18 protein-coding genes are annotated in these 16,308 nt (G+C 39.8%); 8 read left to right on the top strand and 10 right to left on the bottom strand.

Annotated elements, in window-relative coordinates; all coding sequences use genetic code 11:
* Positions 1-33 precede the first annotated feature (33 nt).
* Both BN6556_RS04965 and corA read left to right on the top strand, forming a co-directional pair.
* On the top strand, positions 34-975 hold the full coding sequence (locus BN6556_RS04965; RefSeq protein ID WP_066187963.1) for an aminoglycoside phosphotransferase family protein: 942 nt from the start codon (positions 34-36) through the stop codon (positions 973-975).
* An 18-nt stretch (positions 976-993) separates the two neighbouring features.
* On the top strand, positions 994-1,941 hold the full coding sequence (gene corA / locus BN6556_RS04960; protein ID WP_066187962.1) for a magnesium/cobalt transporter CorA: 948 nt from the start codon (positions 994-996) through the stop codon (positions 1,939-1,941).
* Positions 1,942-1,958: 17 nt separating this feature from the next.
* Here corA and BN6556_RS04955 read toward each other — a convergent pair whose 3' ends face one another.
* Both BN6556_RS04955 and BN6556_RS04950 read right to left on the bottom strand, forming a co-directional pair.
* Positions 1,959-2,252, bottom strand: coding sequence for a YrhK family protein (locus BN6556_RS04955; RefSeq protein WP_066187960.1), 294 nt, complete (start codon positions 2,250-2,252; stop codon positions 1,959-1,961).
* 28 nt (positions 2,253-2,280) lie between these two features.
* Positions 2,281-3,144, bottom strand: coding sequence for a YitT family protein (locus tag BN6556_RS04950; protein WP_066187958.1), 864 nt, complete (start codon positions 3,142-3,144; stop codon positions 2,281-2,283).
* A gap of 143 nt (positions 3,145-3,287) precedes the next feature.
* Here BN6556_RS04950 and BN6556_RS04945 point away from each other — a divergent pair, with 143 nt between their 5' ends.
* Together BN6556_RS04945 and BN6556_RS04940 are read left to right on the top strand one after the other, a co-directional pair.
* Positions 3,288-3,629 carry a hypothetical protein gene (locus tag BN6556_RS04945; RefSeq protein ID WP_066187957.1) on the top strand — a complete coding sequence of 114 codons (342 nt, stop codon included), beginning with the start codon at positions 3,288-3,290 and terminating at the stop codon, positions 3,627-3,629.
* On the top strand, positions 3,626-3,943 hold the full coding sequence (locus tag BN6556_RS04940; RefSeq protein WP_066187955.1) for an RNA polymerase alpha subunit C-terminal domain-containing protein: 318 nt from the start codon (positions 3,626-3,628) through the stop codon (positions 3,941-3,943). The genes BN6556_RS04945 and BN6556_RS04940 overlap by 4 nt, the downstream gene beginning before the upstream one ends.
* 194 nt (positions 3,944-4,137) lie before the next feature.
* Here the strand turns inward: BN6556_RS04940 and BN6556_RS04935 are convergent, their stop codons facing one another.
* From BN6556_RS04935 to BN6556_RS04920, 5 genes are all read right to left on the bottom strand, one after another.
* On the bottom strand, positions 4,138-5,211 hold the full coding sequence (locus tag BN6556_RS04935; protein WP_066187953.1) for a PQQ-dependent sugar dehydrogenase: 1,074 nt from the start codon (positions 5,209-5,211) through the stop codon (positions 4,138-4,140).
* A gap of 52 nt (positions 5,212-5,263) precedes the next feature.
* Positions 5,264-5,842: a Fic/DOC family protein gene (locus BN6556_RS04930; protein ID WP_066187951.1), complete on the bottom strand. Its 579-nt coding sequence runs from the start codon at positions 5,840-5,842 to the stop codon at positions 5,264-5,266.
* The gene (locus BN6556_RS21865; RefSeq protein WP_130859247.1) at positions 5,835-6,002 is read right to left on the bottom strand and encodes a Zn-dependent hydrolase; all 168 of its coding nucleotides are present in this window, start codon (positions 6,000-6,002) and stop codon (positions 5,835-5,837) included. Before BN6556_RS21865 ends, BN6556_RS04930 begins: the two co-directional genes overlap by 8 nt.
* A gap of 302 nt (positions 6,003-6,304) precedes the next feature.
* A complete protein-coding gene (locus BN6556_RS04925) occupies positions 6,305-6,955 on the bottom strand; it encodes an SDR family oxidoreductase (protein WP_066187949.1) in 651 nt (216 codons plus the stop codon).
* Positions 6,956-7,226: 271 nt separating this feature from the next.
* Positions 7,227-7,961: a mechanosensitive ion channel family protein gene (locus BN6556_RS04920; protein ID WP_066187947.1), complete on the bottom strand. Its 735-nt coding sequence runs from the start codon at positions 7,959-7,961 to the stop codon at positions 7,227-7,229.
* Between the two features lie 176 nt (positions 7,962-8,137).
* Here BN6556_RS04920 and BN6556_RS04915 point away from each other — a divergent pair, with 176 nt between their 5' ends.
* On the top strand, positions 8,138-8,608 hold the full coding sequence (locus tag BN6556_RS04915) for a hypothetical protein (RefSeq protein WP_066187945.1): 471 nt from the start codon (positions 8,138-8,140) through the stop codon (positions 8,606-8,608).
* Between the two features lie 17 nt (positions 8,609-8,625).
* Positions 8,626-9,195 carry an LOG family protein gene (locus BN6556_RS04910; protein WP_066187943.1) on the top strand — a complete coding sequence of 190 codons (570 nt, stop codon included), beginning with the start codon at positions 8,626-8,628 and terminating at the stop codon, positions 9,193-9,195.
* Here the strand turns inward: BN6556_RS04910 and BN6556_RS04905 are convergent, their stop codons facing one another.
* From BN6556_RS04905 to BN6556_RS04890, 3 genes are all read right to left on the bottom strand, one after another.
* Entirely contained in the window at positions 9,196-10,278 is a 1,083-nt protein-coding gene (locus BN6556_RS04905) for a GerAB/ArcD/ProY family transporter (RefSeq protein WP_066187942.1), read from the bottom strand. It abuts the gene before it with no gap.
* A 256-nt stretch (positions 10,279-10,534) separates the two neighbouring features.
* Positions 10,535-11,749: a Ger(x)C family spore germination protein gene (locus BN6556_RS04895; RefSeq protein WP_066187939.1), complete on the bottom strand. Its 1,215-nt coding sequence runs from the start codon at positions 11,747-11,749 to the stop codon at positions 10,535-10,537.
* 23 nt (positions 11,750-11,772) lie between these two features.
* On the bottom strand, positions 11,773-13,323 hold the full coding sequence (locus tag BN6556_RS04890; RefSeq protein ID WP_066187937.1) for a spore germination protein: 1,551 nt from the start codon (positions 13,321-13,323) through the stop codon (positions 11,773-11,775).
* A 286-nt stretch (positions 13,324-13,609) separates the two neighbouring features.
* On the opposite strand from BN6556_RS04890, the gene BN6556_RS04885 reads away from it, so the two are divergent.
* Positions 13,610-14,455, top strand: coding sequence for a glycerophosphodiester phosphodiesterase family protein (locus tag BN6556_RS04885; protein ID WP_066188990.1), 846 nt, complete (start codon positions 13,610-13,612; stop codon positions 14,453-14,455).
* 729 nt (positions 14,456-15,184) lie between these two features.
* Complete coding sequence (locus BN6556_RS04880; RefSeq protein WP_066187935.1) at positions 15,185-16,288, top strand: AAA family ATPase; 1,104 nt, start codon at positions 15,185-15,187, stop codon at positions 16,286-16,288.
* Positions 16,289-16,308: the final 20 nt, after the last annotated feature.

Genomic DNA, 16,308 nt, shown 5'->3' with positions numbered 1-16,308 from the left:
ATGGTGCATTCTCTGAAAGGGGACAGTTAGGTGATGCAAAAAATAATGCAACAAACCATCGAACAAAACTATGGACTGAAAATAAAACAGATAAGGCAAGTGACAGGCGGATGGGCTGCACTTGCCTTTCTGCTTATTACGGAAGAGGAGAAGAAATATTTCTTAAAGGTTTATGAACAACAGCGCGCCTCCACACCTGTATTAACAGCGAGCATTGCTGACTATGTACCAGTGACAAAATGGTTAGATCAGCATAGCAGACTAGCGGGGAAAATGGCAGTATCTCTTCAAACTATTAAGGGTGAATACAGCTGTGAAGATCAGCATGGCGTTTATTTGTTATATCCGTTTATTGATGGCTTCACGGTAGGAGATCGAAAACTAACCAATCCACAGGTTAGTGAATTAGCCTCCATGGTGAGTGAACTTCATCGTTATGGAAAAGAAATTTCGGTTGAGACAGCACCACTTAAAGAGGATTTCCATCTTCCTTATCCGGACTTATTTCAAACGATATCTTCAGGGAAGATACCAAAAGAGCTTCAAGTCATACTGGCTCCTCATTTTGAAACATGGAACAGCTATTTTAAGCTGGTAACCAAGCTGTCACAAAGATTAATCGTTGATCCGCCACGCATGGTGCTTTGTCACACCGATTTGCATCATTGGAATTTGATGCAAACAGCCGAAAATCTGATCCTTATTGATTGGGAAGGATTAACTCTGGCTCCACCAGAAGCGGATTTGTTTCATATGATTGATCGACCTTATTCATCTTATTTTTTGCGAATCTATCAAGAGGCACATCAAGGATTTGAGATCGATCAAGTAGCGCTCCAATTTTATCAAATAAGACGCTCCTTAGAGGATATCGCTGAATTTTGTGAGCAATTATTGTATGATAGATTAACAGAGGAAGAATACAGCGAGATTCAACAAGCATTGTTACAGGAATTTCGGCAGCTAGAGACTTGAGAAGAAAGGAGGGGCAGAATGGCGGTTTTCATTCGATATCAAACAACCTCAGGAGAATGGCAGGAAACAACTAAAGAGAAAGACATTCCTCTGGACGCGTCTTTTGTATGGTATGACTTTGTGCAGCCTACTAAGGAAGAAAATCAATTATTATCAACTAGTTTTCACTTTAACCCATTGGAAATTGAGGATACAGTAAAGACAATCACTCGTCCGAAATTCAAATCATACCAAGACTATCAATTTTTGGCGTGTCAGGCTATTGATGGTCATGATTATACGGCAAAAGCGATTAATATCTTTATGAAGCAGCACTTCCTTGTTACCTATCGTCAAGACCAACAGGGTGGATTAAGTAATTTGGAGCAAGTCCTAAAATCCTTTGACCAGATATCGTTAACACCGACAGACGCCGCCCTCATCATCTTGGATCAGGTGGTAGATAACTATTTTGATTATGTGTATCAGGTAGAGGATGATGTATTTTCCTTTGAAGAGCGTCATGTTGATGTTACGATAAGTAAGGATTTAATGGACGACGTCTTCCGGATTCGCTCCGTTATTATCAGGCTGAAGCGAGTGCTGCATCCGATGTTTGAATTAATTGATGGTTTAAAGCAGGAAGAAGACTTTGCCCAGCCGGATAAGCAGCAGGCCTATCTTCATCATATTGAGGATCATATGATTAAACAAATGAATATGATTAAAGCAGCACAGGAGATGACCGGTGATATTCGCGACAATTATGCCTCGATTAATTCGTATCGCATGAATCGTGTGATGCAGCTATTAACACTGGTATCAGCTATTTTCCTGCCTTTATCGCTGATCACGGGTTTTTACGGCATGAATTTTCAATATATGCCAGGGGTGAATTGGTCATATGGTTATATAACGATTGTGGCTGCTATATTGATTATTAGCGCGTTGTTAATTTTATATTTTAAACGAAAGAACTGGTTTTAAGAGAAAGCCCCTCGTCATCAAGTACGAGGAGCTTTTTTACGGTCATTATCCATTTGCTGCTTTACTTTAGAGATATGAATATCATGTACGATAGAGATCACTGGCCGAATCAACATTTGCACACTACCTATCACAAATAGAATTGTTCCGTAAAAGGTGGTCGATTCACTGAAAAATAGGAAACTGCCAATTAAGAAAATAATACCCAGTATCAAATCATTGATTTGGTAGAGAAATTTATAAAAGCTGGTGATGCGTAACTGGACATTCCTTAAATTTAGGTCAAGTTCGTTGTCAAATTGAAGTTTCATTGATAGTCCCCTTTCCATTGTAACCATATTAATCAATAACGTGCTTGGAGAAACTGCCCCCGCGAACCTCTGAAGTGTCATAGACGGTGACGAAAGCCTTCGGATCAATTTCCTGAATAATTTCCTTCATCTTGCTTTCCTCTAAGCGGTTGACTACACAAGATACCTCGACAAACTCTTCTTTGGAATAACTACCTTGTACTGTTTTATAAGTCGATCCTCGTTGCAAGCGGTCAGCAATCGTTTTTGCCATAACCTCTGGCTGATCGGTAATGATATTGAAGGTTTTGGTACCGCTGAGGCCTTCTTCTACAATATGAATCACCTTAGAAGCGATAAAATAAGCGATAGCGGATAGAATAGCACCTTGGAAGCCAAATACAGTAGAAACAATGATAAAGACGAACATATTTAAAAAGAGAATCAAATCACTTGTGCCAAAGGGAGATTTTTTTGATAGAAGCACTGCTAGCATATCAATGCCATCTAGTGCCCCGCCATTCCTAAGCGCAAGCCCCATACCGAAACCAATAATAATGCCCCCAACCACGGTGATTAGCAGCGTGTCCCCTTCGATAATGGTAGGGATATGGTGCATGAGATTGGTACTGACGGCCAGTGAAATAATTCCAATAATCGAGTAGATCGCAAAGTTTTGTCCAATGCGTTTATAACCGAGAATAATAAACGGGATGTTGAGCAAGGTGATCAGAATCCCCAACTGCAATCCTGTCCATTGCGAGCCGACAATACTAAGACCAGTCACTCCCCCATCTGATACATTATTAGGTATCAAGACAGCTTCTAATCCGTAGGCTGTAATAAAGCCGCCAATGGCAACCATTATTCCACGCACTACCGCCATGACTTGTTGTTTTTTTGTTTTCTTCATGATTTACCTCGATTCTTAAATCATTTATTTGGAGCACGTTTTTTATTATACGCATTTGTCAAGCGTTTGAAAAGTAAGTAATACCCGTTTTCTTCCTATATTAATGTGGTATACTTTATGTAAAATATAGAGGAGGTTCTATCATGTATGCTTTTCTTGCCAACTATCAAATGAATGAGAGTAGACTAATCATTATGGATGAGTTTGGAGAACAGATTGCAGTTCGGCATGTTCATCTCCCTTTAGAGCGGTTAGTAGCTTCCTTGACAAGTGAAATGATTGACCTTTCCCACCACTATAATCTTTATCATGAGGATATTGCTGCAATTGGTTTGGCGGTAAATCTAGATAGTATCCCTTATTCCACAACAGATAAATTGATAGAGGAGCTAGAAGAAGCCTTTCATTTCAAAGCAATAGTTGATGAAGAACTGGAAAGCACAAAACAGGCAGTTTTGGCTTATATGCAGGAGGAGAATCGATGAGTGAGAAAACGTTAAGAATCTGTGACAAGGGGCATCGTTACTATAAAAGTAGTGATTGCCCTACCTGTCCAACCTGTGAAGAAGAAAAGAAGCCGACGACAGGTTTTCTGTCTGAGGTCAGTGCACCTGCGAGAAGGGCATTGATAGCCGAGGGTATTGACACGCTGGAAGTCTTATCTAGGTACTCGGAAAAACAGATATTAAGGCTTCATGGTATAGGAAAAGCCTCCTTGCCGGTATTAAGGAAAGCATTGGCAGAGGAAGGACATGGTTTTCAAGATGCAAATAAGAGAGGATTAAATGGAAATAACTAGTTTGTTTTTATTACTATAGATGAAGGGGGTATCGATGCCATCTCGTTGAATTTGGGTGAACAATACACCTTATTCCATTTATTCATACCTAGAGCATTGGAATTGCTTGCCTTTATCTTATTAGTAATAGGCTTATTTCGTTTGTTACGGGGGCAAGTTGGCGACAAACAAGAATAACAGCAGGCAATCTGCTGTTATTCTGTTAAAGTGATACGATAAAGCTGATCATCATCTGCTTGCGGGGAACCACGGCCATCGGTATTATTGGTGATAAAATAGAGTTCGTCATCCTCTATATAAATATCACGAATTCGGCCATATCCTTCCAGGAATGTTTGCTGTGTATTGGCATCTAAGTCAAACTCCAGTAACGCTGTTCCTCGTAAAGCCGCAACAAATAATTTATCATTATAGAAATCCACACCAGAAGGGGCCCAAGTTACCTCTGTTCCCGAGGTGAATAGCGGGAATTCCATGTCTTGTTGCGTTTCTTCTCCTTCAATATGAGGCCAGCCGTAATTTTGCCCTGCTTCGATTAAGTTGACCTCATCATTGGCATTATTGCCATGTTCGGTAGCATACAGCTGGTCTTCTGAATCCCAAACCAAGCCTTGTGGGTTACGGTGGCCATAACTATAGATGTAAGAATCATTAAAAGGATTGTCCTCGGGGATCGAGCCATCCAGGTTTAAGCGTAGAATTTTTCCAGCCAATGACTGGACATCTTGCGCTAACTCGGGTTGTGCTGCGTCACCGGTTGTGGCGTAGAGCTTATTATCTGGGCCGATGGCAAGCCGGCCGCCATGATGAACATTACCACTTGGAATCTGATCAAGCAGCACTCGCTGTTCTTCCCAGGTATCATCAGTCAATTGCAACGAGACAATTCGATTATAGGCATTGCCATCCTCTTCATATGTATAATAAGCAAAAGCCGTTTGTGACTCAGCGAAATCAGGTGCTAAGGTAAAGCCTAGGAAGCCTGCTTCTGACGCAGTAGATATAGATTTTTCCAAGTCTACTTCTTGTTGGACAGATTGACCATCTTCTATTTGGACGATGGCACCAGGGCGTTCTGTAAGGTATATGGTATCTTCGTGTTTGGCTATGGTCCATGGGGTATCCAGATTATCCGCTAAACTTTCTACAGACATTGCTTCTGTTTCTGGGTTGACTGGTGTTTCTTGGCTGTCTTCTTGTTCTTGTGATGGGTTTTCTGAGCAGCCAATTAAGAACAAAATAGTTAATACGTAAACAAAAATTCGCATCCGCTGACCCTCCTTCACCATACGTGTACCCGTTTATGATAGGAAGTATTCATCATTTCTTGTAGTTGATGGTTTGCAAAAAAAGGGATTGCAAGGCGCTGGTATTGGTGACAGATTGGATCATGGCGGTGATATAAACTTCCCGGGTGATCGTTTCATAGTGCCAATCAATCTGACGCGCCTTGGCATAGTCATGGATGAACATACGTATCACGCGACCATTGCCCTCTCGAAAGGGGTGCAGCATGTTAAGCTCTGCCTTAAAATAGGCCAATCTTTCTACGGCAATGGCTAAAGAAGGCCATTCCGGTTCGTGAAGTAACTGGTTAAACAATGTCTTTGCATAGGACGAAAGGAAGGCTGCTTTACAAAATTGTGTATCTCCTTTGGCTAAGTCAACATCCCGGTATTCTCCTGCAAAGGAATAGACATCTTGGAAAAGGTGCTGATGGAGGCCTTTGAAATCCTCTTCGGTGAAGCTAGTGAGAACGTGCTTCGATTTCACAAATTCCGCTGCTCGTGCAGCAAACGCCATTGCTTCTAAATCCTTTAGCTCTTGGAAAGTTTCAGCCCCAATAAGGTTATGGGTTAGTAGATACTGGTCATTATTGGTAGAATGATACTTATCCACGTTGGTACAACTCCTTTATTTTAGCTGGGGTTATCTGGTCTCCAGCATTCAGGAGATCGAGGATTTTTTTCTGATTGGCGCTGGATATTTGCAAGTCTTCGATGTGTAAATTATGCAAGATCTGTTGAAACTCGACAGAATGTATCGTTAAATGCTTCATTAATTCGATTCTCCTTTATTACAACGTGTATCTTTCAAGAAACCAAGTAATAGATTCTTTTTAAACGGAAGGAATGAATTTTCCGTTTTTTGTTGTTGGTCATTCCTATATCCTGGTGTCCTTATCCGTAAGACCTTACTTCCAGAGTTGGAGTATACTCAGAAGAACCAAAGTGGGGATCACTGATGACAGTCTTTCTTTATTATAACCGATTGCAAAAATGACATCAAAAAAAGAAAGGCCTGTGACGTATGCACAAACCTTTCTTAGTAAAAACGAGTGAGTACTACTCGATTTCCTTCTTATTTTACTGACTGAATCGCTTCTTCCACGGGAGTCTGTCCACCTACCACTTGGAATCTCTTGCCAATGGTGGAGTCGTTATTCAAGCTGGTATAAATCACTTTGGCGACATCCTCTCGAGGTACTTCGCCTCTTGCTACCTTGGCTCCAAGTTTAACTTGATTGGTGCCAGGGTCATTGGTTAACATGCCCGGATGAATGATTGTATAGTCTAAGTCGGTGTTTAATAGCCATTCGTCGGCATAATGTTTTGCTACGACGTAAGGCGCAAATGATTCAGGCGCCGCTTGAATGGCTTCACGGCTAGTATCAAACGAACTGATCATAATAAAGCGTTTGATGTTGTTTTTTTCAGCTGCTTGAATGGTTTTTACCGCACCATCTAAGTCAATCATCAAGGTTTTATCTTTTCCAGTATTACCACCGGACCCAGCTGTAAATACAACCGCGTCAACACCTTCAGCTGCTTTTGCGATTGCTTCGACCTCATCTTCTAAATTGACAATAGCAACCTCGGCGCCTAACTCTTTAAAGTAATCAGCCTGTTCTTCTTTGCGAATAAGTGCTCGTGCCTGATCTCCATTTTCTTGAATCTGCTTGACTAAGTGTTTACCTATTTGTCCATTTGCTCCAACTACTAAAATATGCATAACATTCACCCTTTCTTTTTAATTATCTCTTATCATTGTAAAGCTTTCAGGAGAAGATGTTAAATAATTGGATTGTAGAAAAAAGCTACTGTACAATTGGAAGAAGAGTCCTTTGATAAGAAAACTGTAAGAAAAATAGTAGTTCTTCAGCTCAAAAGAACGAATCTCGCGGACTGAAGAGAACCGCCCACTGCACTCCTGAGTCTATATGAATCCCCCACACAACAACTAAAAGAACCACGCTTGTTATCAACGTGGTTCACTCTAAAAACTAAAATAATTTTTTCTCTGCCTCTAATATATCATAGTAAACATCCCAATAGTCTTCGCTCTGTACCCATACTTGCATGGTATACTCGGTTGTTGCATCCTGATGAGATGACAATCGAACAAACGGTGCGGGATTGGATAATACAGAAGGATGCTGTTCCGCTATTTGGCTCAGCTTAAGGATAACGTCATTAACTGCCAAATCTCCGCTGATTTTAAAGGTGAAATCAACCCGGCGTTGCTCATTGGTAGAGTAATTGACAATACCAGCGTTAGATAGGCTGCCATTTGGAATGAAGACGACCTTATTATCTGCTGTTATTAATTCGGTATAAAGGATTTGAATGGCTCGTACCGTTCCGGCATAGCCACCTCCTTCAATATAATCCCCGACATTAAATGGCCGAATTGTTAAGAGCAGAACCCCGCCAGCGAAATTGGCCAATGACCCTTGAAAAGCCAATCCAATCGCAAATCCTGAAGCTGCAATCACAGCTACAAACGAAGTAGTCTCCACACCTAAGGTTTTAATAATGGCAATGGCCAATAAAATTTTCAAGGTGGCATTAATAATAGAGACAAAGAATGGTTTTAGGCTAGGATCTAGTGCCGACTTTTCTAATTTACGTTTGATCATAGAGGTTAATAGCTTGATCACAAACAACCCAATAATTAAAATAACAAGGGCTAAGGCAATATTTTTGATAATAGGTAAGGATAGTTCCATCCAATCCATCGTTTTTCATCCTCTCTTTCGCTTCGCTACATATATTTGATTATACTGAAAAAAGTATATCTGTAAACTACTTTTGAATCAATTAAATGAAACACCCCCTCACTTTCCTGGATGAAATATAGTATAGTATATAGTGGATATATTAAATAGGTAGCCAAATGTCAAGGAAAGAGGGGATGGCAGTGAAAAGAAGTCTGCTGCTGTGGTTGAGTATGATTATACTAACAAGTGGCTGTGCGAGTGAACAACGTACTGTACAATTAGAGAATAAAGACTTCGCTGATTTGTTATACGTACAAAAGATAGAAAAATCTGTTGCCTCAGAACAACAGACCAAAATAGTAACAGACCTAGAGGAAATCGAAAATGTACTGACAGAACTCGATGGAATGGAGACAGAAAACATCGACCGAGAAGAATTAATGAAAAAGTTAGAACAAGAAGATAATTACTATGTATTCGGATTTTTTGACGATGCAGAAATGGGGAGTACAAGCAAAGGGAACTATGCCTTTCAAATATTTGCAGATGGAACGGTTTTGTTTAGCTATGACGAGCCGAATAGTCCTGGTCAGCCCCTTAAAGCTGTCGAAAAACATCCGGATTTAATCGAAACTTATCGTGCATTACTCGATATGAATTTTTGAACAGGAGGAATGAGAGAATGGTACAGGCTATTGCTGTATATTGCGGTTCAAGCGCTGGCACCGATGCTATTTATATGGAAGAGGCGCGAAAACTTGGCATACTTATGGCTGAACAACAAATAACGTTAGTTTACGGCGGATCCAATGTGGGATGTATGGGCGCCGTTGCTGATGGTGTATTGGAAAGGGGAGGCAAGGCTATTGGTGTCTTACCTCAAAAACTGAAAAGTGTAGAAATAGCACATGACTCCCTGACTGAGCTGCACATCGTGGATACGATGCACGAACGAAAGGCATTAATGTCCAACCTTGCCGATGGATTTATTGCCTTGCCGGGAGGGACGGGTACCCTGGAGGAATGGTTTGAAGTATTTACTTGGCAACAGATAGGTTACCACCAAAAACCATGCGGCCTTTTGAATGTAAACCATTATTATGATCCGATTATCACCTTATTTGATCACATGATTGAACAAGGCTTTGTTCGTCCCGAATTTAAGGAGCTTGTTCTGCTTGAGGATCAGCCGGAACCATTATTGAATCAATTAAAGCACTATCAAGGCAAATATATCAACAAATGGCAGTAATTACTTTTTCCTTATACGAAGACCAATCAAGACAATCAAGGGCAAGATAAGCCCTGCCAATATTGATAATATAATAACCGGCCCATTGGTGAAATCTTGTGATGCATAGGGATTAGGGGCGGCCATGATCCCCGAAAAAAAGACAAGCAAAGCTATTGGTATAGTTACAATTTGTGGGTTATGTAACTTGACTAAGTATTTTAACCCTTGGGATAGTACGTAAAAAGAGATACACAATTTAAAAAAAATAGTGAAGAACCAAATGAAAGCCACGATGATTTCAATTCGTTCAATGAAATTAAAAAGGCTGATCCGCTGTCCTAGGGCGTATACTGGATAAGAAGAGTCAGCAGTTCCTTGTGGTCCTAATACAAGAATACAAGCGCTGGTGATCGCAAACAGAATAAACCCACTAAACCCACCGCCAATGAAGAAGGCTCTTTTAGCCGCTTGTTTTTCGTTAACGGTATGGGTGATGCCTACCAGAATGAAAAGCTCTAAGAAAGTGATTGACACCATCGGTAAGATACCAGCAAACGTACCAGTACGATTCAATTGGAATATAGGTAGAAGGTTTTCAACACTGGCTCCCTTTAATACTAAGAGAGTTAACAGAATAGCGCACAACATCGTAAAGGGAAAAAAAAGCTCTGCCGTTCTGGCAACTACCTCTAGTCCATAGCTAACTGCGATACCCACTGTCAGAATGATGAGGAACGTGATCACTTCAAATGGGGTTTCCATCAAGATTTGAATGGAGAGGAAGTCACCAACTGCCCAGAGATTGGCCCAAAGATTCATAAAAATAAAACCAATAAATAGTAAACTAAGGAGCCATCCAGCCCGTTTGCCAATGGCTTGCTCTATGGTGTGGAATAATCCGCGGGAGTCTTGATGGGTAATAATCCGATTATAAAGTAGAATAAGCCCCATACCAGTGAAAACCACAAGGGCAATGGAGAGCCACCCATTCTCTTTCGCCATGCGTGCAGCAATACTGGGAATATAGATGATGGCTGCACCTAGGGTATTCATAATAACTAACACGATAAATTGTTTACTATCGATTCGTTCTTTTATCATGAGTCAGCCTCCTAAGGGGAGTGAAAATGATTAATCCAGTTTCTCAACGATCCAGAGAGTGGTTGAGTGAGTGTGTCTAGTACATGAACTAAATAGGGAAAACGAACGCCAAAAAAATATAAAGTGAAGACTGTTAAGGCAACTATCATCAAAACATTATAAACGATGAAATCCCATTTATGAACATGTTGTTTCCTGACCGTCACAAAATATAAGATGCCAAAAATGAAATAGAAAACCAACATTTCCCACATGGTTAATTCCCTTCTTTTTGTTGTTTTTTTCGTTGTACGGCGTCATATATCGGCTGCGCAATTATGCCAGCATTTTTGATTTCTGTACTTACTTCAATATCGACAGTGAGGTTGGAAAAGTGGCTTGGCCAATCCCCTTTTATTTTGTCCCATATTTTTGGGTGAGACCGTTTCATGACTTCCCCAAATCCAAAGATATCACTTTCATACTCTTTCGCGGTAAGAATACTTGTTTCCACTAATGCTTTAATACTTTTATCCGCACCTTCACGAAGTGCCAATATATTCTCTTCCTTGGTTAAGTCAATGACACATTCAGCATCCGCGATATTTGCCTCAAGATTAATCGTGATACCTATCTGCGGAGTTCCATCCTTCCACATTCCTTTTAATTTTGTTTTACTGCTGGTTACTTCCAGTGCTAGCTTTCCACTTTCCCCACAATTGGTTTGAATGGAAGTACTTGTGATGTTATCGGTGATAAAATTATAGCCCTTTCCTTCATTCGTACTTAACCACCCTTGCAATTTGTCATCTGAGAATACACCAATTCCATCAAGAAGCAGCTTCGTAGGGGCAGTGCCACTTTCAGCATTTTCAATTTTAGGACCAAAATTTGTATCTCCTTCTACATAGACACTGTTTAATACTGCTTCCTTTCCTTCAGCAGAAATAGACTCAACTAATTCACTAAGCTGCACTACCTTGGTGGAAGCAAGAAAATTCTGTGACGATTCCAGACTAGTTTTGATTTTGGTCGCTGGTATTCGTTCTAATGGGGTAAGAATACTTATTAATTCTTTGCCTCGTGTTCCTTTGGCTACAATAATATTAAAGTCTGTACGTAATTCATGATCTCTAAGTAGCAGATCCAATGTTTTCCCAATTCCGTCTCGTGCTAATTCTTCTCCATAAACAATCAACTGTAAATGACTGAGGTTCACTTTCCTAGGTGAGGTCTCGGTAAGTTTTCGGACAGCTTCGAACATCGTTTCTCCTACAGCAGAATAAGAGGAAACAGTTGCTCGATTGGAAATCTTATCACCGGCTATTTCATTAGGATTAAGCACTTGGATCGTCACCATGTATCCTTGCTCATCTTTATCAATAGCCAAACTGGTAGCCAGAGAGATATCTGTTAGTTCATTTGCGCTCCAACAACCTGTGAGAAAGCAGCAGTAAAGGACAAAAGAAAGACATTTGATTGCATAAGACATGGATTTACCTCCCTGTGTGAAGTTTATCGTTTATTAGCCGGTTTTGGTTTTGGCGTATCCTCTTTAGTGATATCTCGTTGATTAATTAGTCTTGGACGGGTAAATAATGCCCAAAACGGCTTTCGAATGACGGCATCTTTTTGATCACTCGGTATAAATGGAGCAAATGGTGATAAATAGGGAATTCCAAAAGATCGTAAGCTGGAAAGATGAAGAGCCATCAATAATATCCCAATGAAGATACCGAATAAACCTAAGGTGGCCGCTAATATCATAAAACAAAACCGCAAGAGTCGAACACTAATGGCTAAGTTGTAGCTAGGGAAAATAAAACTACAAATCGCCGTTAAGGAAACAACAATGACCATCGTAGCCGAGACAATACCGGCGTCGACCGCTGCCTGCCCAAGCACAAGTGCCCCCACAATAGAAATAGCCGAACCGACAGGGCTGGGCAGGCGAATTCCTGCTTCACGTAACAATTCAAAGGTAACCTCCATAATGAGTGCTTCCACTAAAGCTGGGAAAGGTATCCCTTCTCTCTGTGCCGCTAAACTGATCAATAATGTCGTCGGAATCATTTCTTGATGAAAGGTGGTTAATGCGATATAAGTAGACGGTGTTAACAAAGCGAAGAAAAATGCAATAAATCGCAATGTTCGGATAAATGTAGCAATATCATGCCGTTGATAATGATCCTCGCTAGAATGGAGAAAGTCTACTAGTAAAGCGGGTACTAACAATACAAAAGGAGTTCCATCTATAAATATTGCAACCTTTCCTTCCAAAATTCCAGCGCTAATGGAGTCAGGTCTCTCACTATTGAAAACGGTGGGGAAAGGAGTGTAGGTTTTGTCTTGAATCAATTCTTCAATATTCCCACTTTCCAAAATAGAAGCAACATTGATGCACTGCAGTCGTTGTTCGACTTCTTTGACAATTTTCGGTTGAACGACACCGTGTAAATAAGCAATCGTTACTTCCGTATGTGTCTTCTCCCCCAATTGAAACGATTGGAACCATAAGTTTGGATCCTTGATTCGTTTCCGTACCAAAGCTGTATTGACAGACAACGTCTCCGTAAAGGCATCCTTAGGCCCACGGACTACCTGTTGGGTTGTTGGCGCTTCTACTCCTCGCTCTTTAAGACCGTAAGATCCGACGGCGAACCCTTCTGCATATCCATCTATTAGCAAAATGGTGTCTCCCTCTAATAAATGGTTCACTAATGTCTCGAAGTTGTTGAGACTTGAGAGTTCAGCAGTTGAGATGGATGAGGATTGTAGTAATTGATAAAGCTTGTCGGGTGATTCATCCTCAGTATTCCATTTTAATCCAATTAGGTTTTCAATCAGGTAATGCTGGATGACGTCTTTATTAGCGAGGCCATCAATAAATATAACCGCGGCCTTTTTTTCTTGAATGGTTAATTCTCTTATATTGATATCAGAACTCTCCCCTAAACGCTGGGAAATTTCTTGTTTGTTCGCCTCCAGATCTGTGTAAAGAAAGGGGATGTTAACCATTTTATCCTGTTTTTCATGCTTCGATTGTTTGATAGTTCTTCGCTTCATAAAATAAGTCCCTCAGTTCATGGCTGCATCTGATAATGACCCTAGTTTTAGTAATATGCGGTCAATTTATACATTTTCTCCATTGAGATATAACAGCTTTTCTGTGTGAAGCTTTACCACCCGTTTTACAGAGGAGAATATAGCCATTTTTTACTGCGTATAGCCCAAGACAAATCAGGTTACCAATAACGTTAGAGGCATGTTTCGAAAGATACCACCCAAAGGATGCCAAGCATTTACTTTTATGCCAACCTCAAATAAAGCGGCGAAGGGAGAATCCTATACAATGAAAAAAGGCAATCGAATCACGTGGGTGGCGCTCTATATGCTTATGTGGGCAACGAGTAATTTTTTGCCTGAGGCATTTATTGATCCTCCGGTTTTTAATATTGCACACCGAGGGGCATCAGGCCATGCTCCTGAACATACATTACCTGCCTATCAGCAAGCGGTTGAGATGCAAACTGATTATATAGAGATCGATCTTCAGCAAACGACGGATGGTTCATTTGTGGCTTTCCATGATGAAGAATTGTCTCGTACTACTTCAGGACAAGGAAAGCTGAAGGACATAACAATAGATGATTTGAAAGCACTGGATGCAGGAAGTTGGTTTAATCAGCTTTATCCTGAAAAATCCAATCAAGACTATAAAGACTTGCAGGTGCCTTTATTAGAAGAAATTATTCAATGCTTACATCCTGATGTTTCCTTCTATATAGAGATAAAAGAAACAAAAGAAGGAGCTATGGATCAATTGCTTGCTCTGCTAAATAAATATGAATTGATCGAGTCGAATAGAGTAGTGCTCCAATCGTTTGATGAGGACATACTGAAAAAGATGCATGAACTGGAACCTGCTATTCCATTGGTGCAATTGATTCATCAAGATCGATTATCAAGTATAGATTATCAACAGGTGTATGAGTATGCGATTGGGGCAGGGGTTGCGCATAGCCTCCTCAACCAGCAGCGGGTTAAGCAAATAAGACAAGCAGGTTTATTGGTTTACGCCTATACGGTAAATAAAGAAGAAGATATGAAACGATTAATGGAATGGGGAGTGAAAGGACTATTCACCGATTACCCAGATCGTTTGGAACACGTAAAGAAAAGCCTGGACAAGCCTTGATAGGTTGAGATATCAATTCAGAGAGGAAAAACAAAACGAACGTTAGTTTTGTAAAATGCGGCACCTTGGCACTCACCTGAATCTAACGGACAAAAGATAAGGAAATTGCTTGATTTTTTCCGTAAGAACAAATTCAAAAGACAAAAAATAGGAAAAATGAAATTCTGTCTGTAAGAATACCCTTTCACAAATATAACCTGGAATCTTTATTATGCATAACACCATATGGTAAAATCATCAATTATTCATAATTAAGAACATAACAAGGGCAAACTGTTTTCTAAAAAGCACAAATCATGTGACAAATCAAGACATCATTATTACAAAACCAATACAATTAAGTGAAAAACGTGTAAAATAAAGCAAAAACAAAGATTAAAGACCTAAAAAAAAAGACCTAATATATAATTCTCACTACACTTAAGTCTTTTTAATCACAACGGTTAAACCAGTACGTTATTATTTAAATTGTTAAAAACAATGGAAAATTAAACCTAAAAACGGATATTTAATAGAATTGTTCGGAAAATATTCGTTTTTAGGATGTTTTTTTACGTTTTCACATCAAAAAATAACCAAAATATCTTGAATTCAATATAATTTCACATGCACCTCTAGGTCAAATCAACTGTTTTTTGGTTTTCCTCTTATCATCTTGTGACAATTTTAGTAACATTATAAAAAGTAAAACTATGCCTAGATTTTATACAACATAAGGAAGTGAAGTATATGCATAAAATTAATTTGGTGCTTTATACATTTGACGAATCCTATGCTGCTTATTTCTCGAGTTACATAAGAAATCCTGAAAATGGCATGAAGTTCTCTGCCAAAATCTATACAGACAGCGAGGCATTTCGTAGCAACGTGCGCAACCAAAAACAACATATCTTATTAACCGATGTAACAAGGAAGGATGATGATCCAACCAACTTTGATAAGATAATTTGGTTAGCTGACGATCAGGCTACAGCCCCGGAAGATTTGGAAAGTGTGTTTAAGTATCAACCGTTAAAGCAATTGTTATCGCAAGTTTTAGTAGCGTTTTATGAGGCGCATGGCAAGACGGATACGTTAATGAATGGCAAACAGAAGGAAAAGGTGATTAGCTTTTACAGTGGAAGTGCCAGTGCTGGTAAAACACTAACCTCGCTTTGTTTGGCAAGGTACTTGGCACAACAAGGAAAGCGCACCTTTTATTTGAATTTAGAACATATTCATAATACTGACTTATTCTTTCAGGAAGAGAAGCCATCAGCCGTTGAAGTCTTTTACTACTTAAAGAATAATGTAGAGAAATTAATCGCCAAAATTGAATCGTTAAAATCTAGTGACAGCTTAACGAATATTGATTATTTCGCTTTGCCAATCTTACCTGAGGAAATGGATCAAATAAAAGGGGAAGAGGTAGAGGCATTAATACAGGCGCTGAAAGATTCAGAAAGCTATGATTATATTATTATCGATTTGGACGCCACCCTGCATGAACGAAATCAAGCAGCGATGAGAGCGAGTGATGATATCTTCTGGCTGCTTAGCTCCGACCAAAGCAGTTTTGCCAGATCCCAGTATAAACTAGATCGTGATATCTTTGATGAGGGTATTGATAAGACAAAGATTCATTATGTGTTGAATAAAGTTGGTGCAACAATGTTTGAAGGCTTTAATGACTATAACTTCAGCATCGAAACACATATACCTTTTCGCCCACAATGGTTAACGGTGAATGAACAAACGAAAATGCTTGAGGATACAGTTATTGGTGAAGAACTCTATCAGTCTATTGCTGAGAATGATGACATCTATATGGAGGTGTCGCTAGTCGATGGCTAATCAAACAACCAAGAAGAAAC

The sequence above is a fragment of the Gracilibacillus timonensis genome, assembly GCF_900086715.1.
Lineage (GTDB): Bacteria > Bacillota > Bacilli > Bacillales > Amphibacillaceae > Gracilibacillus > Gracilibacillus timonensis.
The sequence above is the reverse complement of the archived record's forward strand: the minus strand, read 5'-3'. Positions and strand labels throughout refer to the sequence as shown.